The sequence below is a fragment of the Microbacterium aurantiacum genome (genome assembly GCF_031625015.1).
In the GTDB taxonomy this organism is placed as follows: Bacteria; Actinomycetota; Actinomycetes; order Actinomycetales; family Microbacteriaceae; genus Microbacterium; species Microbacterium aurantiacum.
In genome coordinates this window covers 450,376-469,596 of record NZ_JAHWXH010000002.1, presented here as the reverse complement: position 1 = coordinate 469,596, position 19,221 = coordinate 450,376, and the positions used below count along the sequence as shown (strand labels likewise).

Here is a 19,221-nt window from a genome sequence, read left to right as displayed (position 1 = left end):
AACAGACATGGCTGAGTACATCTACTCCATGGTTCGCGCACGCAAGGCGGTGGGCGAGAAGCTCATCCTCGACGACGTGACCATGGCGTTCCTCCCGGGCGCCAAGATCGGCATGGTCGGACCGAACGGTGCGGGGAAGTCGACGATCCTCAAGATCATGGCTGGCCTGGACACCCCCTCCAACGGAGAGGCCAAGCTCAGCCCCGGCTTCACCGTCGGCATCCTCATGCAGGAGCCTGAGCTCGACGATGCCAAGACGGTCCTGGAGAACATCCAGGAGGGCGTGGCGATCAAGGCCAAGCTGGACCGGTTCAACGAAATCTCCGCCCTGATGGCGGATCCGGATGCCGACTTCGACGCCCTGTTGGCGGAAATGGGCACCCTGCAGGAGGAGATCGACGCCGCGGACGCGTGGGACCTGGACTCCCAGCTGGAGCAGGCCATGGACGCCCTGCGAACCCCGCCCGGGGACGCCGACGTGTCCAACCTCTCCGGTGGTGAGCGCCGCCGCGTCGCGCTGGCGAAGCTCCTGCTGCAGAAGCCGGACCTGCTGCTCCTCGACGAGCCCACCAACCACCTCGATGCCGAGAGCGTCCTCTGGCTCGAGCAGCACCTCCAGAAGTATCCCGGCGCCGTGATCGCCATCACCCACGATCGCTACTTCCTGGACAACGTCGCGGAGTGGATCGCGGAGGTCGACCGCGGACGCCTGATCGGCTACGAGGGCAACTACTCCACCTATCTGGAGAAGAAGGCCGAACGCCTCGCCATCCAAGGCAAGAAGGACGCCAAGCTCGCCAAGCGGCTCGCCGAGGAGCTCGACTGGGTCCGCTCCAACCAGAAGGGGCGCCAGGCGAAGTCGAAGGCACGCCTGGCGCGGTACGAGGAGATGGCGTCCGAGGCCGAGCGCACCCGCAAGCTCGACTTCGAGGAGATCCAGATCCCGGCGGGCCCACGCCTGGGCAGCGTCGTGATCGAGGCCAAGAAGCTCAAGAAGGGCTTCGACGGCCGCTCGCTCATCGACGGCCTCAGCTTCAGCCTGCCCCCGAACGGCATCGTCGGGGTCATCGGTCCGAACGGCGTCGGCAAGACCACGCTGTTCAAGACCATCGTCGGGCTCGAGAGCCTCGACGGCGGAGACCTGAAGATCGGCGAGACGGTGAAGATCAGCTACGTCGACCAGTCGCGCGGCAACATCGATCCCGAGAAATCGCTGTGGGAGGTCGTCTCCGACGGACTCGACATCATCACGGTCGGGAAGACCGAGATCCCCTCGCGCGCCTACGTCTCCAAGTTCGGCTTCAAGGGGCCGGACCAGCAGAAGAAGGCCGGCGTGCTCTCCGGTGGTGAGCGCAACCGCCTGAACCTCGCACTCACCCTGAAGGAGGGCGGAAACCTCCTCCTCCTCGACGAGCCGACCAACGACCTCGACGTCGAAACCCTGCAGAGCCTCGAGAACGCGCTCCTGGAATTCCCCGGCTGCGCGGTCGTCATCACCCACGATCGATGGTTCCTGGACCGCATCGCCACGCACATCCTCGCTTACGAGGGCACCGAGGAGCACCCGGACCGGTGGTACTGGTTCGAGGGCAACTTCGAGGCATACGAGGAGAACAAGATCGAGCGTCTCGGACCGGATGCCGCCAAGCCCCACCGTTCGGCCTACCGCAAGCTCACCCGTGACTGACGTCTCCGCGGAGGCCGGCCGGCTGCACATCCCGATCGCGCTCCGATGGGGTGACCTCGACGCCTTCAACCACGTCAACAACGCGGCGATGCTGAAGCTCCTCGAAGAGGCGCGTGTCCGTGCGTTCTGGCGCCCGGCGGCAGGGGAGACCGCCCCTCCGACGGCGATCCTGGATTCCGGCATCCACAGCGGAGTGCTCACACTGGTCGCCCGTCAGGAGATCGAGTACACCGCACCGGTTCCCTACCAGCGGCATCCGCTGGATATCCAGATGTGGTTCGGGAGCCTGGGCGGCTCGAGCATCGAGGTCTGCTACGAGGTGTGCTCTCCGCGGGAGATCGCCGGCGGTCAGACGGTGTACGCGCGGGCGACGACGATCGTCGTCAAGGCGGATGCCGCTTCGGGGCGTCCGCTGAAGCTCAGCGAGCACGAGCGGGCGACGTGGGAGCCGTTTGTGGGCCCGCCCATCGTCTACGCCCGGCGGCGCTGACCGTTCAGTCGGCGGCGCCGGCGGGGGCGCGGACCATGATCTCCTGCGCGACGCTCGCAAGAAGCGTACCGCCTCGCGTGAAGATGCGACCCGTGGACAGCCCGCGACCGCCGCGCGCGCTCGGGGACTCCTGAACGTAGAGAAGCCAGTCGTCCACGCGTCCCGGGCGGTGCCACCACATGGCGTGGTCGAGACTGGCGACCTTGAGGCCCGGCGTGATCCAGGGCAACCCGTGGGCGCGGAGGACGGGTTCCTGGATCGTCAGGTCGCTCAGGTAGGCCAGAGCGGCGGAGTGCAGTCGGGGATCGTCCCCGATCGGACGGCGCAGCTTCATCCACACGGCCTGTCGGGGCACGTGCGCGCCTTCCACCCGGAGATACACCGGCGACGGGACATGCCGGACCTCGACCGGGCGGTCCGCGAGAAGCCTCTGAGACATCGGGTGCGAACCGCGCAGGTGCTCCTCGATCGCGGGCAGATCCTCCGGCGCCGGGACGTCGGTCGGGGGAGCGGCTGCATGGTCGAGTCCGGGATCGACATCCTGGAACGAGGCGATCATCGAGAAGATCGGCACCCCCTCCTGGAAGGCCTGCGTCCTGCGGGTCGAGAACGAACGCCCGTCGTGGATGCGATCCACCGCGAACGTGATGTCTCTCGTCGAGTCGCCCGGCCGGAGGAAATAGCCGTGCATGGAGTGGATCAGACGGTCCTCCGCGATGGTGCGCGAAGCCGCCACCATCGCCTGAGCCAGCACCTGGCCCCCGAAGACGCGTCCGAGCGGCATCATCTGCGAACGGCCGACGAAGATGTCCTCCGTGGTCCGGGCATCCGATCCGGAGAGATCCAGCACCGCGAGCATCGAGCCCACGGGATCGGGATCGGCGGAGTCCTGGGCGGGCGAGGCGTCGTCGGTCACTCCGGTAGTTTAGGTCGGATGTCCCCCCGCCTGATGTTCCCCGATCCGCTTGCGGCCGCCGATGTCCTGACCTTCTCCGGACGCGCCGCCGCCCTCGGTGACGGGAACGTGCGACTGAAGGCCGCGAACGGCGTCCTCGTCCTGTCCTCGGCACCGTTGGCTCCGAAGACGCTCCTGGACACCACGCCCACGGTGCTCGGGATGCGGGCGGTCGAGGTCGATGCCGAGCTCGTCTGCGACCTCGTGGTGGATGCCGCGGATCTCGCAGCGGATGCCGGTGACTCCCGTGCGATCGCGCTCCCGGAGACCGCCCGGACGGCGCCGTGGGCGGGGATCTCCGCGCCCACCGGCGGGTGGACGAGGGTCGGAACGCTCCCCGCGTCCGTCCTCGCGGCGCGGGCGCAGTGGGGGATCGCCGCCGTGGCGGAATCCATGCCCGCAGACCCCGGCGAGGATGTCGTCCACACCGTGCGCGCGGCGGTGTGGGGCGAGTCCGACACCGCCCTGCTCGACATCGCGCGCGGTTGCGCGTTCGCGGCCTTCGCCCTGGGCTTCATCGCCGGCGAGGAGGAGGTGCCTGTGCGGACCGCGGGACCCTGGACCCGACTGTCATTCGTCCGCGGACACGTTCTGGTGCGCGCCTCCCGCCCTCCGGGACTCGGACCTGTGCGGAGCACCGGCTCGATCGCTTCGCCCTGATCAGTCGCGATCGAAGGTGTTGACCATCGCGTGCGCCGCCCGGTCGAGGTAGTCCCACAGGACCTCCTCGTGCATCGGTGACAGCTCCAGCGAATCCACCGCGTCCCGCATGTGGCGCAGCCACCGCTCGCGCGCATCGGGATTGACCCGGAACGGCGCGTGACGCATCCGCAGCCGCGGGTGCCCGCGTTGCGCGCTATAGGTGCCCGGGCCGCCCCAGTACTGCTCGAGGAACAGCAGCAGACGCTCTTCCGCGGGGCCCAGGTCCTCTTCGGGATACATCGGGCGCAACACCTCGTCCTCGGCGACGCCCTCGTAGAACCGACGCACCAGCCGCACGAAGGTCGGGTGCCCGCCGACCTGGTCGTAGAAGGTCATCGGGGAATCGGTGTCCGGCGTCGGCGAACCGGTCGGGGGAGTGATCATGACGGTCCGTCTTCCTTGGGCGCCTCGGGCTTGAGCTTGGGTCGCCACTTCGGTCGGGGGGCGGGCACCTCGTCGGTCGCGGGGGCGAGTGGGTTCGGTCGGGTGCGCGGCGGATTGGCCCCGCGCACCCTCTGCGCGCCCTCGATACCGGAGAGCAGCACCGAGTTCAGCTGCGGGACGCTCAACCCCATCCCCTCGATCGCCCGCTTCAGACGGACGCGGAGCTCCCGCCCCACGTCGTCCTTGGCGTTCGCGCGGGTCTTCATCACCAAGCGGATGATCAACGTGTCGCCCGTGACCGATTCCAGTCCCCACACCTCCGGCTTGTCGACCATCCGGGTCCGCCACTTCGGATCCGTCGCCAGGGCCTTGGCCGTGTCGAGCATCGTCGCCTCCACCTCGTCGATGTCGGCGTCCGCCGGCACGGCGACATCGACGATCACGCGCGACCACCCCTGAGAGAGGTTGCCGATCCGGAGGATCTCGCCGTTGCGTACGTACCAGAGCGTGCCGTTGGCGTCCCGTACGTGCGTCACGCGGACGCTGACGAACTCCACGATGCCGGTCGCGAGCCCGAGGTCGACCACGTCGCCGATCCCCACCTGGTCCTCCGCGACGATGAAGATGCCGTTGAGGACGTCCTTGACGATGTTCTGCGCGCCGAATCCGAGGCCTGCGCCTACGGCGGCGGTCAGGAGCGTCAAGGATCCCAGGGCGTTCGGCGCGAAGACGTTGACGATCAGCAGCAGCGCGATCACCACGATCGTGACGTTGACGATGTTGTGCAGGATCGACCCGAGCGTGCGTGTGCGCTGCACGACGCGCACCGACGCGAGCGGAGACCGCTCGAGCGCCTGCGTGTCGTCCACGTTGGCCTTGGACTTCGCGCCGCCGACGATTCGGTCGACCACCCGCCGGATCACGATCCGGAGGATCCAGGCGAGCAGGAGTGCCCCGACGATGATCCCGACCGCCGCGATCAGATTCCTCCCGGCTTCGGTCAGGAAGGCGAGGATGTCGGTCCACCACTCCGGCGTGAGCGGAGCCTCGGGCGGCGCCTCCTCAGCGGCGAACAGGGAAACGAACGGCATCATCGTCCCGAGTGTAGATCGTGCGCCTCGGCACCCGCTGGGCGGATGCCGAGGCGCACGCGATGATCACTGGCCGTCGCGATCCTGCGCCGCGAGAGCCCGCTCGACGCCGGCGAGGTTCTCCTGAACCAGGCGTCGCAGTGCGGGCGGGGCGTCCCGGTATTCCGTCAGCCATGCACGCGTCGCGTCGCGCAACGCCACATCGGCCAGCGGCGCCGGGTACAGCCCCACCACCAGATACTGAGCGATCTGATAGCTGCGCGACTCCCAGACGGGCAGAAGCATCTCGAAGTAGGGCGCCACCCACTCCGCGAGGACCTCGGTCCCGGCCGGGTGCACGAACCCGGCCGCCGCGGCGCGGATGATCGTGTTCGGTGCGTCCCGACGGGTCACGAGCCGCTCCCAGGCACCGGACTTCGCGGCGGACGTCGGCATCGCGGCTTTGGCCTGCGCCGCGAACTCGCCGCCCTTGGCGGTGTTGTCCGCCTCCAGGGCTTCGTCGACGGCGGCCTCGTCCGCCCGGCCGCCTGCGGCGAGGGAGACCAGGAGCGCCCAGGCGAGATCGGTGTCGACGGACAGCCCGTCGATGACGAGGGATCCGTCCCGCAGCCCCGCCACGCGGTCCCACTGCGCCGGAGTCGCCGCGGCGGAGGCGAACGCGGTGGCGAACTGGAGCTGGCTGTCACTGCCGGCCTCGGCACCCTGGAGGAGCGTCCACAGCCCTTCGGCCACGCGCTCCCGGGTGGCGGCGCGTGCGTCGGGGGCCACGTAGGAGTTCGCGGCGAGCTGGAGCTGCGCGAGCGTCGTGCGGACGGTCGTGGACTCCGTCTCGGACCCGATGTTGCGCAGGACCAGGTCGACGTAGTCGGACGCCGCGGTCTCGGCATCCCGCGTCTGATCCCAGGCCGCGCCCCAGACCAGCGACCGCGCCAGGGGGTCGCTGATGTCCCGGAGGTGATCGATCGCCGTGGCGAGGGACCGCGCGTCGAGTCGGATCTTCGCGTAGGCGAGGTCGTCGTCGTTGAGGAGCACCAGATCCGGACGGCGGCGCCCCTTCAGTTCGGGCACCTCGGTGAGATCACCGTCGACGTCGAGCTCGAGACGGTGGACGCGCACCAGGGCGCCCTCCTGGAGATCGTAGAAGCCCACGGCGAGGCGGTGCGGGCGGATGGTGGGGTAATCCGCGGGTGCGGTCTGCACGATCGCGAACCGCGTGATCACGCCATCCGCATCCGTCACGATCTCGGGCGACAGTGTGTTGACCCCGGCTGTCTCCAGCCACTTCTTCGACCAGCCGGTCAGCTCCCGCCCGCTCGTGGCTTCGAGCTCGACGAGGAGGTCCGACAGCTCCGTGTTGGACCACTCGTTCTTGCGGAAGTAGGCGCCCACGCCGGCGAAGAACGCGTCGATACCGACCCAGGCCGCGAGCTGCTTGAGGACCGATCCGCCCTTGGCATAGGTGATCCCGTCGAAGTTGACCTGCACGTCCTCGAGGTCGTTGATCTCAGCGACCACGGGGTGCGTCGAGGGGAGCTGGTCCTGGCGGTAGGCCCAGGTCTTCTCCATCGCGTTGAAGGTGGTCCAGGCTTCGGTCCACTCCGTCGCCTCGGCGGTAGCGATGGTCGAGGCCCATTCCGCGAAGGACTCGTTGAGCCACAGTCCGTCCCACCACTTCATGGTGACGAGGTCGCCGAACCACATGTGGGCGAGCTCGTGGAGGATCGTGACCACCCGACGCTCGCGGACCGCGTCGGTGACCTTGGACCGGAAGACGTACGTCTCGGTGAAGGTCACCGCTCCCGCGTTCTCCATGGCACCGGCGTTGAACTCCGGGACGAAGAGCTGGTCGTACTTGGCGAACGGGTAGGGGTAGCCGAACTTCTCCTCGAAGTAGGCGAACCCCTGACGGGTCTTGTCGAAGACGTAGTCCGCGTCGAGGTGCTCCCACAAGCTCTTCCGCGCGTAGACGCCCAGCGGAATCTCCCGGCCGTCGGAGCTGGTGAGGCTGGAGAAGACCGACTCGTACGGTCCGGCGACGAGGGCGGTGATGTAGGAGGAGATCCGCGGCGTCGGCTCGAAACGCCACGTCGCCCGCCCATCCCCGTGGTCCTCGGGGGTGGGGGTGGGCGAGTTCGAGACGACCTTCCACGCCGCGGGGGCGGTCACGGTGAACCGGAAGGAGGCCTTCAGGTCCGGCTGCTCGAAGACCGCGTACATCCGACGCGAGTCGGGCACCTCGAACTGCGAATAGAGGTAGACCTCGTCATCGACCGGGTCGACGAAGCGATGCAGGCCCTCGCCGGTGTTGGTGTACTCGCAGTCCGCGTCGATGATGAGCTCGTTGTCCGCGGCGAGGTCGGACAGTGCGATCCGCGAGTCCGCGAACGCGGCAGCGGCATCGATCGACCGCCCGTTGAGCGTGATCTCGCGGACGCCGCGTGCGATGAGGTCGATGAAGGTGGAGGCGCCGGGCGTGGCTGCGAAGCGGACCGTGGTCCGTGAGCCGAACACCTCGGGTCCCGTCGTCAGGTCGAGGACCACGTCGTAGGACGCGGTGTCGACGATCGCGCGGCGCTCCTGCGCCTCCAGGCGGGTGAGGTTCTCTCCAGGCACTGTGGTTCTGCTCCCATGGGTGAGGGTGAGGGGGACCGCGCCGGCGCTGCTGGCTCCGACGGCAACCGTGCCAGCCTACGCCAGCAGACGGCGCCACCCCCCGTACACGGTGAGAGGATTGCCGGGTGAGTTCGACTGAGCAGCTGGTCTCGTACGCCTCGGATGCTGCGGCATCCGGTCCCGCCCACGTCGAGGTCCCCGTGGCCTACGACGCCATCCTCCTCGCCGGGTTCGGAGGACCCGAGGGGCAGGAGGACGTGATCCCGTTCCTGCGCAACGTCACGCGCGGCCGCGGGATCCCGGACGAACGCCTCGAAGAGGTGGCCCATCACTACCGTCACTTCGGCGGGGTCAGCCCCATCAACGCGCAGAACCGTGCGTTGAAGGCTGCCCTGGAGGAGGAGCTCGCCCGGCGCGGGCTCCGGCTCCCGGTGTACTGGGGGAACCGAAACTGGGCGCCGTACCTCACCGAAGCGGTCACCGAGGCGGCGGATGCCGGTCACACCACGCTCCTGGGCCTGGCGACGAGCGCCTACTCGTCCTTCTCCAGCTGCCGCCAGTACCGCGAGGACTTCGCCCGCGCGCTCGAGGACTCCGGACTCGCCGACACCGTCACGATCGACAAGGTGCGCCAGTACTTCGACCACCCGGGCTTCGTGCAGCCGTTCATCGACGGCGTGCGGGACGCGGTGTCGGGATTTCTCGCCGACGGCGTCCCCGCGGCATCCGTGCACGTGCTGTTCTCCACGCACAGCATCCCCACCGCCGACGCGCAGCGTTCCGGCCCCCGCGAGGGCGACCCCCGCCACCGTGACTTCGGGGAGGGCGGAGCGTACGCCGCCCAGCACCTGGCCGTCGCCGAGGTCGTCATGGCGGCCGTCGCCGCGGAGATCCCCCAGGCCGCGGACGTCTCGTGGGAGCTGGTCTACCAATCGCGCTCGGGCCCGCCCACGCAGCCCTGGCTGGAGCCCGACGTGTGCGACGTCATCGAGGAGCTGCCCGGTCGCGGAGCCCAGGCCGTCGCCATCGTCCCGGTCGGATTCATGAGCGACCACATGGAGGTCATGTGGGACCTCGACACCGAGGCGCTCGAGGCCGCAGAAGCGGCGGGGCTCCGCGCCGTCCGCACGCCGACACCCGGCATCGACCCGGTCTTCGTGTCCGGACTCGTGGACCTCGTCGAGGAGCGACTCAACGGCACGCCCGCGGGGGATCGCCCCCACAAGACGGATCTGGGGCCCTGGTTCGACGTCTGCCGGACCGCGTGCTGCGAGAACGTCCGTGCGGGCTTCAAGCCCGCGGCGTCCGGTCTGAAACCGTGACCGGTCGACGGTTCCCGGCTCTCTAGGATGAGGCCCATGCGTATCCACATCGCCACCGATCACGCCGGGTTGGAGTTCTCCACCCAGCTGCAGCACCACCTCGCCGAGCAGGGGCACGAGGTCATCGACCACGGGCCGCTGGACTACGACCCGCTCGATGACTACCCCGCCTTCTGCATCCGTGCCGCCCAGGCGGTGGTCCGCGACCAGGAATCCGGGATCGCGGCCCTCGGTGTGGTCTTCGGCGGTTCGGGCAACGGCGAGCAGATCGCGGCGAACAAGGTGCGCGGAGTGCGCGCCGCGCTGGCGTGGAGTCTTGCGACGGCCGAGCTCGCGCGGGAGCACAACGACGCGAACGTGATCGCGATCGGCGCCCGTCAGCACACCTTCGCCGAGGCCGCATCCTTCATCGACACGTTCATCGCGACGCCGTTCTCGGGGGAGGAGCGTCATGTCCGTCGCATCGGGCAGCTCGCCGACTACGAGATCGACGGCTCCCTCGCGCCGGATCCGCGGGCGGACACGTCGGCCGCAGATGTCCTCGACGCACCGAACAGCTCCTTCGACCCCGAGGCGGGCTGAACCGGATGCCGGAGGGGCACTCCGTCCACCGCATCGCCCGGCAGTTCGCGCGGAACTTCGTCGACCAGACCGTCGGCGCGTCGAGTCCTCAGGGCCGCTTCGCCGACGGCGCCGCCCTCCTGGACGGTCGGCGCATGACGACGGTGCGCGCGGTCGGCAAGCAGATGTTCGCCGAGTTCACCGATGACGTGTGGCTTCGCGTGCACCTCGGGATGTACGGGGCCTGGGACTTCGCCGGCGAGATCGAGGTGGACCCCACCATCGCCGCGGCGAACGGCCGTATGGGACAGACCAATCAGCGGGGCGTCCCCATGGAGGAGCCGATCCTCGACGAGGCGGGGGAGAACTCGCTCGCCTCGATCGGTGCGCCGCGGCGCGCCCGCGTCCACGTGCGGATGTCGGAACAGACCACCGGTCTCGCCGACGGGGACGCGGACTTCCCCCCGCCGGTGGTCGGACAGGTGAGGCTCCGCCTGCTCACGGAGCGGACGTGTGCGGATCTCCGCGGCCCGACCGCCTGCCGGATCCAGGATCCCGACGAGGTGCTCGCCTCCATCGCGAAACTCGGCCCCGATCCTCTCGTGGGAGACCCTCGCGAGGGGGAGGATCGTTTCGTGGCGGTCGCGTCCCGCAAGCCCACTGCGATCGGTCTCGTGCTCATGGACCAGGCCGTCGTCAGCGGGATCGGCAACGTGTACCGCGCCGAGCTCCTCTTCCGCGCGCGCCTGAATCCGCACACGCCCGCTCGAGACGTCCCCGTCGAGCTGCTGCGCGAGCTGTGGCGCGACTGGGCCCGACTTCTCGCGATCGGCGTCGAGACGGGCCAGATGATGACGATGGACGATCTGTCCCCCGAGGACCACCGTCGCGCGATGGCGCACCGCGACGATCGTCACTGGGTCTACCACCGCGCCGGTCTGCCGTGTCGCGTGTGCGGGACGAATGTGGTCGTGGAAGAGGCGGCGGGCCGCAAGCTCTACTGGTGTCCGTCGTGCCAGGCGTGAGTGCGAGGAGCCCTCAGCTCCGCCGCGCATGCTTCGGCGCACGAGGGGGAGCACGATGAGCCCCGACCGCGGTGCCGCGGTCCGCGTCATCGCGGACGTCCGTCTCCGTGCCGCGGAACGCACCGATCCCTTCGAGGACGACCTCGTCGACGTCCACCTCTCGGACGGCGTCGTCGTCGACATCGCCCCGGCCGGCGCGCTGCCGCGGACGGGCGACGTCCTCGAAGGTGAGGGACGATTCGTCATCCCGGGCCTCTGGGACCACCACGTCCACGTCACCCAGTGGGCGCTGGTCGCGCAGCGGACCGCGCTGCACGCCACGGCATCCGCTCGGGCGGCGGCCGAACTCATGGGGCGCGCCCCCGTCCTCGGGGACGGGCGGCGCGTCGGCAACGGTTTCCGCGACGCCCTCTGGCCGGATGAGCCGACACGTGCCCTGCTGGATGCCGCCACCGGCGATGTGCCCAGCTACCTCATCAACGCCGATGTGCACAGCGTGTGGCTGAATTCCGCCGCGTTCCGACGCGAGGGCGTCGCCCCCACGGACGACGGGATGCTGCGCGAAGAACCGGCGTTCGAGATCTCGCGACGCCTCAACGCGGTCGAGCCGGCCGAATCCGACCGTCTCGTCGCGGACATGGCGCGTCGCGCCGCAGCGCGCGGCGTCGTGGGGATCGTCGACCTCGACATGGCCTGGAACGAGGAAGCCTGGTCGCGCCGTGCGCGGGCGGGATTCGACGCGCTGCACGTCGAGTTCGGCGTCTATCCCGGGTGGCTCGATCGTGCGATCGCGGAAGGTCTGCGCACGGGGGATCCGGCGCGCGGGGCAGGGTCCGACCTCGTCCGGGTCGGACCGCTGAAGGTCATCACCGACGGATCCCTGGGGACGCGCACCGCCGCCTGCTCGCACCCGTATCCGGGCCCTCTCGACGGCCGTGGAGCGCTGACGGTCGGACCCGATGAGCTCAGGGATCTCATGACGCGCGCCGCCGGCGCGGGTCTCGCGTGCGCGATCCATGCGATCGGCGATGTCGCCAACTCCCACGCCCTCGACGCGTTCGCCGCGACGGGGGCGTGGGGGACCATCGAGCATGCGCAGCTGGTGGCGCACGCTGACATCCCGCGATTCGCACGGTTGGGAGTGGGAGCGAGCGTCCAGCCGGAGCACGCGCTCGATGATCGGGACCTCACGGACCGGCTCTGGGCGAGCCAGACGGCCCAGCCCTATCCGCTTCGCGCGCTCTCGGATGCCGGGGCGAACCTGCTGTTCGGATCGGATGCGCCGGTGTCGGCGCTCGATCCGTGGGCCGCCATCGCCGCGGCCGTGCACCGGACGCGGGACGGGCGCGACGCGTGGCAGGGGCACGAACGGATCGATCCGCTCACGGCCCTCGCCGCGTCCACGCACGGCGGGTCGCAGTCACCGCAGCGCATCGAGCCGGGCGCACCGGCCGATCTGGCACTGTGCGACACCGACCCGGTGGCTGCGGACGACGCGGCTCTGCAGGCGACAGGCGTTTCTGCGACCCTCCTCCGAGGACGCCTCACCCACGTCGCGTGATCACTCCGCCACGTGGGCGAAGAGGAACCACCGGTCCTTCTCGATCGTCTGCGTGATCGCGATCGCGATGTCCTGGCTGGTCAGATCGAACTCGTCGAGACCGTCGATGGCGGCCTTGAGGTCGGCGATCACGGCGTCCATGTCGGCGATGACCGCGCGCACCGTGTCCTGCCACGGGGCGAAGCCGGCCGCGACCGCAGTGGGAGCCGACTTCTCCGCCACGGTGGCGGCCCGCGCGTCGACCGGAAGACCGAGGGCGACGATGCGCTCCGCGGCGCTGTCGGCCCCGGCCTGGGCGTTGGCGACGATGGTGTCCAGCAGCTCGTGGATCGCGATGAAGTTGGCGCCGCGGACGTTCCAGTGTGCCTGCTTGCCGTTGACACCGAGGGCCTGCAGGCCCAGGACGACCGGTGTCAGGAACTGCGCGGCGGCGGACGCGGCGGTGGGGTCGGCGGCGGTAGCGGGGGTGGTCTTCGTGTTGCTCATGGGTTCGCCTCCATTTCGATGGGCCCGCGTGCTCGACGGGGCCTCAGGAGGAAAACGCTACTCAACGCAGTACATTCCGCAAGCAAGCCAAGCCAACGCTTACCCGACGGATGCCGCGCGTCGCCCTCGACGGCGGGGCGCAGCGCACGGTGCGCCGTCCGACGGGTTAGCGTCGTCTCGTGCCTTCCGCCGACCATCGATTCGGACCCCAGAATCTCAACGCCCCCGCCGGTGTCGTCACCCGGGAGCCGAAGGATCGTTCTCCCGAACACGCCGAACCCACCGGTTTCCTCCCGCACGTGCAGGGGCTGCGTGCCATCGCCGTGCTGTGCGTCGTGCTCTACCACTTCTGGCCGGGCCGCTTCCCCGGAGGCTACGTCGGCGTGGACGTCTTCTTCGTCATCTCCGGCTTCCTCATCACGGCGCACCTCATGCGCGAGCTCACCGCGACCGGGACCGTCCGGCTCGGGCAGTTCTGGGCGCGACGCGCACGGCGTCTCCTTCCCGCCTCGCTCCTGGTGCTCCTCGTGTGCGCCCTGGTCGCCGGGTCCGCCTACCTCACACCCACCTCGGCACTGCCCGCCGAGGTCCGCGAGATCATCGCGTCCACCTTCTACGTCCAGAACTGGTATCTGGCACTCACATCCGCGGACTATCTCAACAACGCCGGTGACCCGACGACCGTCCAGCACTATTGGACGCTGTCACTGGAGGAGCAGTTCTATCTCGTCTGGCCGCTCCTGCTCCTGCTCGCCGCATGGATCGGAGTCCGCTGGTTCCGCGGCGCACGTCGCCGTGCCGTGCTCGTGACGATCGGGGTCGTCACGCTGGTTTCGTTCGGCTTCAACGTCTGGCTGACCCTCACCGATCCCGCTCCGGCCTACTTCGTCACCTTCGGTCGGATGTGGCAGTTCGGCGTCGGCGCGTTGATCGCACTGGTGCCCCTCCTGCGCATCCGGAACGCGGCGGCGAGCTTCGTGCTCGGGTGGGCGGGGATCCTCACCCTCGCCGTGGTCACCTTCCGATTCGACGCCCAGACGCCGTTCCCCGGCTACATGGCGGCGATCCCGACGGTCGCCGCCGCCGCTGTGGTCGCGGCGTCCCGCACCGAGCGCTGGTGGTATCCGACCCGCGTCCTGTCCGTCCGGCCCGCGCAGTTCGTCGGCGACATCTCCTACTCCCTGTATCTCTGGCACTGGCCGCTCATCGTCATCGCGCCCTCCGTCCCGTTCTGGGGCCTGACGATCTGGCATCGGCTGGCGCTCCTCGCGCTCTGTTTCGTCCTCGCGTGGCTGACCAAGCGCTTCGTGGAGGACCCCGTCCGGAGTTGGAAGGTCCTGACGTCGCGTCCGCCTCGCGTGACCCTCTGGGCCTCGCTCGTCGCGATGGTGCTCGTCGCCGCCACGGCGGGCGGAGCGTGGGCGGTCAACGCACCGGCCTATCGCGACGGCATCCAGGCGATCGAGGAGCTCCGCGCCGATCCGCCGGAGTGCTTCGGAGCCGCCGCAGCCCTCGACCCCGGATGCGCGGAGGCGGACTTCGGTGCTCAGATCCTGCCGGCGCCCGGCTTCGCCGGTGTCGATCGCCCGGAGGACGCGCAGTGCTTCGTGCAACTCAACGATGCGCGTCCGGTGTCCTGCGAGTTCGGCGTGGACGCAGCGGAGGCCCCGCGGATCGCCCTGGTGGGGGATTCGCACGCGTACCAGCTCCTTCCGACGTTCCAGCGCCTGGCGGAAGAGCGCGGCTGGCATCTCACGACGTGGTTCAAGGGTGCATGTCCGTGGAACGACACCCCGCTGTCGACGCCCGGGGCGTTCGGAGCCGCATGCACCGAGTGGCGCGCAGGCGTGGAATCGGCGATGGCGGATGCCGATCTCGACGCGGTGTTCACCGCGGCCCTCGCGACGACGCCGTATTCCTCCGCGGGCTATCCGACAGCGCAGGACGCCGCGGTGGCGGGATATCGCGAAGCCTGGGGGCGGATGCTCGATCGCGACGTTCCCGTGATCACCGTGGTGGACAACCCTGTGTGGCCGACGGATCCGAACAAGTGCCTGCGCACGCGCGACGTCGCCGAATGCGACGGAGCACGCGCCGACGTCCTCGTCGCTGAGGACCCGCTGAGGGATGCCGCGGAGGGTCTCGACGGAGTCACCCTCATCGACGCCACGGACGCGTTCTGCGATGACGAGGTGTGTTGGCCGGTCGTGGGCGGTGCGAACATCTACCGCGACCAGGATCACCTCACGGTCACCTTCGCCGATTCGCTGGCCCCGCAGTACGCCGCGGCGATCGAGGAGGCGCTCCGCGCTCGCGCACCGTAGGGTTCGGTCATGACGATCGCCCCCGATGCCACCGTCCGCGCTGTTTCCGGCCGCGAACCCGCGCTTCATCCGACCGCCTTCCTCGCGGACGGCGCCCGCGTGATGGGGGGAGTGCAGCTGGCCGAGGGGGCGAGCGTCTGGTTCAACGCCGTCCTCCGCGCGGACGGCGACACCATCACGGTCGGTGCGGGCTCGAACCTGCAGGACAACGTCTCGGTGCACGTCGATCCCGGACATCCCGTGGTCATCGGCGCGGACGTCTCTGTGGGGCACAACGCCGTCGTCCACGGCTGCACGATCGACGATGCCTGCCTCATCGGGATGGGCAGTGTCATCCTCTCGGGCGCGAGGATCGGTCGCGGGAGTCTGGTCGCGGCCGGCGCCGTGGTGCTCGAGGGAACCGTTGTCCCGCCCGGATCGCTCGTCGCCGGTGTCCCGGCGAAAGTGCGTCGGGAACTCACCGAGGAGGAGCGCGCCGGGATCCTGCGGAACGCGCAGAACTACCGACGGCATGTCGCCGATCACGTCGAGGCGCTGAGCGCCGTTGTCGGTCGGTGAGAAGGTGGAGGGGCTGACGAGAATCGAACTCGCATCATCTGTTTGGAAGACAGAGGCTTTACCACTAAGCTACAGCCCCGCATTTTGAGTTATCGGTCGCTGTTCCCGGATGGGGCCTGCGACCTCCCACAGTCTACGTCACCCTACGCGCGACGCCGAACCGCCGGGCGCCGGGCGGCGGTCGGCTAGACTGCACGGGGTCATCAGGCGCACACGCACGTGCGGATCCGCCGGGGCGTAGCTCAGCTTGGTAGAGCGCCCGCTTTGGGAGCGGGAGGCCGCAGGTTCAAATCCTGTCGCCCCGACCACGACGCCGGCATCGATCCGGTGGACACGGGCCGTTTCGGCCGCATCGGATAGACTTGCGAGCGGCCCTCGTCGCGCTCCTCGCTCCGGCATGGAGTTCCGCGCGAGCCCCAGAGGCCGCAGGCTCCGATCCTGTCGCCCCTCCCGGCCCCGCAGATCCCGCGAACAGACCTTCCCACGCCGCGCACGCGCGCGGTCCGATACGAGGAGAACGAACAGGCATGGTCAACAGCACCGTCGAGAAGCTGAGCCCCACCCGGGTCAAGCTGCACATCACGGTCACCCCGGACGAGCTTCGTCCGAGCATCACCCACGCGTACGAGCACATCGCGCAGGACGTGCAGATCCCCGGCTTCCGCAAGGGCAAGGTGCCCGCGCCGATCATCGACCAGCGCATCGGCCGCACGGCGGTCCTCGAGCACGCGGTGAGCGAAGGGCTCGACGGGTTTTACCGCGAGGCCGTGACGGCCAACGAGCTGCGAGTCCTCGGGCGCCCGAGCGCCGAGGTCACCGAGTGGCCGAGCGACAAGGACTTCTCCGGCGACCTCGCCGTCGAGGTCGAGGTCGACGTGCGTCCGGACTTCGAGCTGCCCGCGCTCGAGGGGACCACCCTCGAGGTGGACGCCGTCGAGGTCGACGAGGCCGCCGTCGAGGAGGAGCTGGACCGCCTGCGCGCCCGCTTCGGCACCCTCGTGACCGTGGATCGCCCGGCCGCGAAGGGCGACTTCGTCGAGCTCGACCTGGTCGCGACGATCGACGACAATGAGATCGACCGCGCCGAGGGTGTGTCCTACGAGCTCGGGTCCGGCGAGCTGCTCGAGGGCATCGACGAGGCCATCGACTCCCTGACCGCAGGCGAGGACACCACGTTCCGCTCGAAGCTCGTCGGCGGCGACCACGCCGGCGAGGAGGCCGAGGTCTCCGTATCGGTGAAGGCCGTCAAGGAGCGCGAACTGCCCGAGGCGGACGACGACTTCGCCCAGATCGCCAGCGAGTTCGACACGATCGCCGAGCTCCGCGAGAGCCTGGTCGAGCGCGTCAGCCAGCAGTCGGTCTTCACGCAGGGCTCCGCCGCGCGGGACAAGCTCATCGAGCACCTCCTCGCCAACGTCGAGATCCCGGTTCCGCCGCAGCTCATCGAGGACGAGGTGCACAACCACCTCGAGGGCGAGAACCGCCTGGAGGACGACGAGCACCGCGCCGAGGTGACCGAGGCCAGCGAGAAGCAGTTCAAGACGCAGATGCTCCTGGACAAGGTCGCCGAGACGTTCCAGGTCCAGGTCTCGCAGGAGGAGCTCACCCAGTACCTCGTGCAGTCCGCCGCCCAGTACGGAATGGCTCCGCAGGAGTTCGTCAACGCGCTCCAGCAGGGCAACCAGCTGCCCGCCATGGTCGGCGAGGTGGCCCGGAACAAGGCCCTCGCCGTCGCCCTCGGCAAGGTGACCGTGGTCGACACGAACGGCAAGACCGTCGACCTCACCGGGTTCGTCGCCGTCGAGGACGACGCGGAGGCCGAGGAGGACGTCGTCGAAGAGGCCCAGGAGATCGCGGACGCCGACGCCGACGCCGACGCCGTCGTCGAGGCTGAGGAAGCCGCCGCCGAGGAGGCTCCGGCCAAGAAGGCACCGGCGAAGAAGGCCGCAGCCAAGAAGGCACCGGCGAAGAAGAAGGCCGCCGACAGCGAGTGATCACTGTCCGAAGGGGCGGGTGCCGCGGCATCCGCCCCTTCGGCGTTCCGCGACGTCGCCCGGTGCGCCAACGGCGGTACGGACACGCCCGATCCGCCCGCGGCGAACACGGCATCCGCCCTCGAACCGCGCCGGTAGATTCATTCCAGATCACCGGAAGAGGAGCACACATGCCCGAACCCCTTATGGCAACGAGCGTCTTCGACAGACTGCTGAAGGACCGCATCATCTGGCTCGGTTCGGAGGTGCGCGACGAGAACGCGAATGAGATCTGCGCGAAGATCCTTCTTCTCGCCGCCGAGGACCCCGAGCGGGACATCTACCTCTACATCAACTCGCCGGGCGGCTCCATCACCGCCGGCATGGCCATCTACGACACGATGCAGTTCGTCCCGAACGACATCGTGACCGTCGGGATCGGCATGGCCGCCTCGATGGGCCAGCTGCTCCTGACCAGCGGCACCAAGGGCAAGCGGTACATCACCCCGAACGCCCGCGTGCTCCTCCACCAGCCGCACGGCGGATTCGGCGGCACCTCCAGCGACATCCAGACGCAGGCCCAGCTGATCGTCTCGATGAAGAACACCCTCGCCCAGATCACGGCTGCGCAGACGGGGAAGACCGTCGAGCAGATCAACGAGGACGGCGACCGCGACCGCTGGTTCACCGCGACCGAAGCGTTGGAGTACGGCTTCGTGGACCACATCCGCGAGCACGCCGCCGACGTGGCCGGTGGCGGCGGAACCGACGCCAAGTGACGGATGCGAAGGCGAAAGGAACCTACACGCACATGAACACGCCCACCGCCGGCATCCCGCAGGGAATCGCCCTGCCCCACAGCCGCTACATCCTTCCCCAGTTCGAGGAGCGCACCGCCTACGGGTACAAGCGCCAGGACCCCTACAACAAGCTGTTCGAAGACCGCGTGATCTTCCTGGGCGTCCAGGTCGACGACGCCTCGGCGGACGACGTCATGGCGCAGCTGCTCGTCTTGGAGTCGCAGGACCCGGAACGCGACATCGTCATGTACATCAACTCGCCCGGCGGCTCGTTCACCGCGATGACGGCGATCTACGACACGATGCAGTACGTCTCTCCGCAGATCTCCACGGTCGTCCTCGGACAAGCTGCCTCCGCCGCTTCCGTCCTGCTCGCGGCCGGCGCGCCGGGCAAGCGTCTGGCGCTTCCGAACGCCCGCATCCTGATGCACCAGCCCGCGATGGGCGAGGCCGGCCACGGCCAGGCATCCGACATCGAGATCCAGGCGCAGGAGATCCTCCGCATGCGCACATGGCTCGAGGAGACGATGGCCCGCCACACCGGCAAGGATGTCGCGAAGATCAACAAGGACATCGACCGTGACAAGATCCTCTCCGCGAGCGAGGCGCTGGAATACGGCATCGTCGATCAGGTTCTGACGACCCGCAAGCGGACCACCGCGGCGCTGACCTCCTGACCCACCTCGACG

General features: G+C 69.1%; 17 protein-coding genes and 2 tRNA genes. 13 read left to right on the top strand and 6 right to left on the bottom strand.

Annotated features, from left to right (window positions below; all coding sequences use genetic code 11):
- Positions 1-7 precede the first annotated feature (7 nt).
- Together ettA and KZC50_RS11860 are read left to right on the top strand one after the other, a co-directional pair.
- On the top strand, positions 8-1,687 hold the full coding sequence (gene ettA / locus KZC50_RS11865; RefSeq protein ID WP_310891807.1) for an energy-dependent translational throttle protein EttA: 1,680 nt from the start codon (positions 8-10) through the stop codon (positions 1,685-1,687).
- Positions 1,680-2,177: an acyl-CoA thioesterase gene (locus tag KZC50_RS11860; RefSeq protein WP_310891806.1), complete on the top strand. Its 498-nt coding sequence runs from the start codon at positions 1,680-1,682 to the stop codon at positions 2,175-2,177. The genes ettA and KZC50_RS11860 overlap by 8 nt, the downstream gene beginning before the upstream one ends.
- 4 nt (positions 2,178-2,181) lie before the next feature.
- On the opposite strand, the gene KZC50_RS11855 is transcribed toward KZC50_RS11860, so the two are convergent.
- Positions 2,182-3,036: an acyl-CoA thioesterase gene (locus tag KZC50_RS11855; RefSeq protein ID WP_301135417.1), complete on the bottom strand. Its 855-nt coding sequence runs from the start codon at positions 3,034-3,036 to the stop codon at positions 2,182-2,184.
- 75 nt (positions 3,037-3,111) lie between these two features.
- Between KZC50_RS11855 and KZC50_RS11850 the strand changes: the two genes are divergently transcribed.
- Complete coding sequence (locus KZC50_RS11850) at positions 3,112-3,792, top strand: DUF8185 domain-containing protein (protein WP_301135408.1); 681 nt, start codon at positions 3,112-3,114, stop codon at positions 3,790-3,792.
- Here KZC50_RS11850 and KZC50_RS11845 read toward each other — a convergent pair whose 3' ends face one another.
- The 3 genes from KZC50_RS11845 to pepN all read right to left on the bottom strand — a co-directional run bounded on the left by KZC50_RS11845 (position 3,793) and on the right by pepN (position 7,922).
- Positions 3,793-4,218, bottom strand: a complete 426-nt coding sequence (locus KZC50_RS11845) for a globin (protein ID WP_301135406.1) — start codon at positions 4,216-4,218, stop codon at positions 3,793-3,795.
- Positions 4,215-5,309 (bottom strand): mechanosensitive ion channel family protein, encoded by a 1,095-nt coding sequence (locus KZC50_RS11840; protein WP_310891805.1) that lies wholly within the window; start codon positions 5,307-5,309, stop codon positions 4,215-4,217. Before KZC50_RS11840 ends, KZC50_RS11845 begins: the two co-directional genes overlap by 4 nt.
- Before the next feature lie 66 nt (positions 5,310-5,375).
- Positions 5,376-7,922, bottom strand: coding sequence for an aminopeptidase N (pepN, locus tag KZC50_RS11835; protein WP_310891804.1), 2,547 nt, complete (start codon positions 7,920-7,922; stop codon positions 5,376-5,378).
- 125 nt (positions 7,923-8,047) lie between these two features.
- On the opposite strand from pepN, the gene KZC50_RS11830 reads away from it, so the two are divergent.
- From KZC50_RS11830 to KZC50_RS11815, 4 genes are read left to right on the top strand one after another with little or no spacing between them, the layout of a single operon-like run.
- Positions 8,048-9,244, top strand: a complete 1,197-nt coding sequence (locus tag KZC50_RS11830) for a ferrochelatase (protein ID WP_301135402.1) — start codon at positions 8,048-8,050, stop codon at positions 9,242-9,244.
- 36 nt (positions 9,245-9,280) lie between these two features.
- Positions 9,281-9,826: a ribose-5-phosphate isomerase gene (locus KZC50_RS11825; RefSeq protein ID WP_301135400.1), complete on the top strand. Its 546-nt coding sequence runs from the start codon at positions 9,281-9,283 to the stop codon at positions 9,824-9,826.
- A 5-nt stretch (positions 9,827-9,831) separates the two neighbouring features.
- The gene (locus tag KZC50_RS11820; RefSeq protein WP_310891803.1) at positions 9,832-10,830 is read left to right on the top strand and encodes an Fpg/Nei family DNA glycosylase; all 999 of its coding nucleotides are present in this window, start codon (positions 9,832-9,834) and stop codon (positions 10,828-10,830) included.
- Between the two features lie 55 nt (positions 10,831-10,885).
- The gene (locus KZC50_RS11815; protein WP_310891802.1) at positions 10,886-12,391 is read left to right on the top strand and encodes an amidohydrolase; all 1,506 of its coding nucleotides are present in this window, start codon (positions 10,886-10,888) and stop codon (positions 12,389-12,391) included.
- Here the strand turns inward: KZC50_RS11815 and KZC50_RS11810 are convergent, their stop codons facing one another.
- The gene (locus KZC50_RS11810) at positions 12,392-12,877 is read right to left on the bottom strand and encodes a Dps family protein (RefSeq protein ID WP_301135395.1); all 486 of its coding nucleotides are present in this window, start codon (positions 12,875-12,877) and stop codon (positions 12,392-12,394) included.
- 179 nt (positions 12,878-13,056) lie between these two features.
- Here KZC50_RS11810 and KZC50_RS11805 point away from each other — a divergent pair, with 179 nt between their 5' ends.
- Positions 13,057-15,201 carry an acyltransferase family protein gene (locus KZC50_RS11805; protein ID WP_310891801.1) on the top strand — a complete coding sequence of 715 codons (2,145 nt, stop codon included), beginning with the start codon at positions 13,057-13,059 and terminating at the stop codon, positions 15,199-15,201.
- Positions 15,202-15,210: 9 nt separating this feature from the next.
- Positions 15,211-15,759, top strand: coding sequence for a gamma carbonic anhydrase family protein (locus tag KZC50_RS11800; RefSeq protein ID WP_310891800.1), 549 nt, complete (start codon positions 15,211-15,213; stop codon positions 15,757-15,759).
- A gap of 5 nt (positions 15,760-15,764) precedes the next feature.
- Here KZC50_RS11800 and KZC50_RS11795 read toward each other — a convergent pair.
- A tRNA-Gly gene (locus tag KZC50_RS11795) sits at positions 15,765-15,838 on the bottom strand.
- Between the two features lie 152 nt (positions 15,839-15,990).
- Between KZC50_RS11795 and KZC50_RS11790 the strand changes: the two genes are divergently transcribed.
- From KZC50_RS11790 to KZC50_RS11775, 4 genes are all read left to right on the top strand, one after another.
- Positions 15,991-16,067, top strand: a tRNA-Pro gene (locus tag KZC50_RS11790).
- A gap of 219 nt (positions 16,068-16,286) precedes the next feature.
- A complete protein-coding gene (gene tig / locus KZC50_RS11785; RefSeq protein ID WP_310891799.1) occupies positions 16,287-17,753 on the top strand; it encodes a trigger factor in 1,467 nt (488 codons plus the stop codon).
- 170 nt (positions 17,754-17,923) lie between these two features.
- Positions 17,924-18,511 (top strand): ATP-dependent Clp protease proteolytic subunit, encoded by a 588-nt coding sequence (locus tag KZC50_RS11780; RefSeq protein ID WP_301135389.1) that lies wholly within the window; start codon positions 17,924-17,926, stop codon positions 18,509-18,511.
- Between the two features lie 32 nt (positions 18,512-18,543).
- Positions 18,544-19,209 (top strand): ATP-dependent Clp protease proteolytic subunit, encoded by a 666-nt coding sequence (locus KZC50_RS11775; RefSeq protein ID WP_053548443.1) that lies wholly within the window; start codon positions 18,544-18,546, stop codon positions 19,207-19,209.
- The last annotated feature ends 12 nt before the right edge of the window (positions 19,210-19,221 follow it).

Bases quoted from the DNA above. Each gene is read 5' to 3' on its own strand.
- tig (WP_310891799.1), top strand. From the start codon at position 16,287: ATGGTCAACAGCACCGTCGAGAAGCTGAGCCCCACCCGGGTCAAGCTG.
- KZC50_RS11820 (WP_310891803.1), top strand. From the start codon at position 9,832: ATGCCGGAGGGGCACTCCGTCCACCGCATCGCCCGGCAGTTCGCGCGG.
- KZC50_RS11855 (WP_301135417.1), bottom strand. From the start codon at position 3,036: ATGCTCGCGGTGCTGGATCTCTCCGGATCGGATGCCCGGACCACGGAG.
- KZC50_RS11840 (WP_310891805.1), bottom strand. From the start codon at position 5,309: ATGCCGTTCGTTTCCCTGTTCGCCGCTGAGGAGGCGCCGCCCGAGGCT.
- KZC50_RS11825 (WP_301135400.1), top strand. From the start codon at position 9,281: ATGCGTATCCACATCGCCACCGATCACGCCGGGTTGGAGTTCTCCACC.
- KZC50_RS11775 (WP_053548443.1), top strand. From the start codon at position 18,544: ATGAACACGCCCACCGCCGGCATCCCGCAGGGAATCGCCCTGCCCCAC.
- KZC50_RS11780 (WP_301135389.1), top strand. From the start codon at position 17,924: ATGCCCGAACCCCTTATGGCAACGAGCGTCTTCGACAGACTGCTGAAG.
- KZC50_RS11845 (WP_301135406.1), bottom strand. From the start codon at position 4,218: ATGATCACTCCCCCGACCGGTTCGCCGACGCCGGACACCGATTCCCCG.
- ettA (WP_310891807.1), top strand. From the start codon at position 8: ATGGCTGAGTACATCTACTCCATGGTTCGCGCACGCAAGGCGGTGGGC.
- KZC50_RS11815 (WP_310891802.1), top strand. From the start codon at position 10,886: ATGAGCCCCGACCGCGGTGCCGCGGTCCGCGTCATCGCGGACGTCCGT.
- KZC50_RS11800 (WP_310891800.1), top strand. From the start codon at position 15,211: ATGACGATCGCCCCCGATGCCACCGTCCGCGCTGTTTCCGGCCGCGAA.
- KZC50_RS11810 (WP_301135395.1), bottom strand. From the start codon at position 12,877: ATGAGCAACACGAAGACCACCCCCGCTACCGCCGCCGACCCCACCGCC.
- KZC50_RS11850 (WP_301135408.1), top strand. From the start codon at position 3,112: ATGTCCCCCCGCCTGATGTTCCCCGATCCGCTTGCGGCCGCCGATGTC.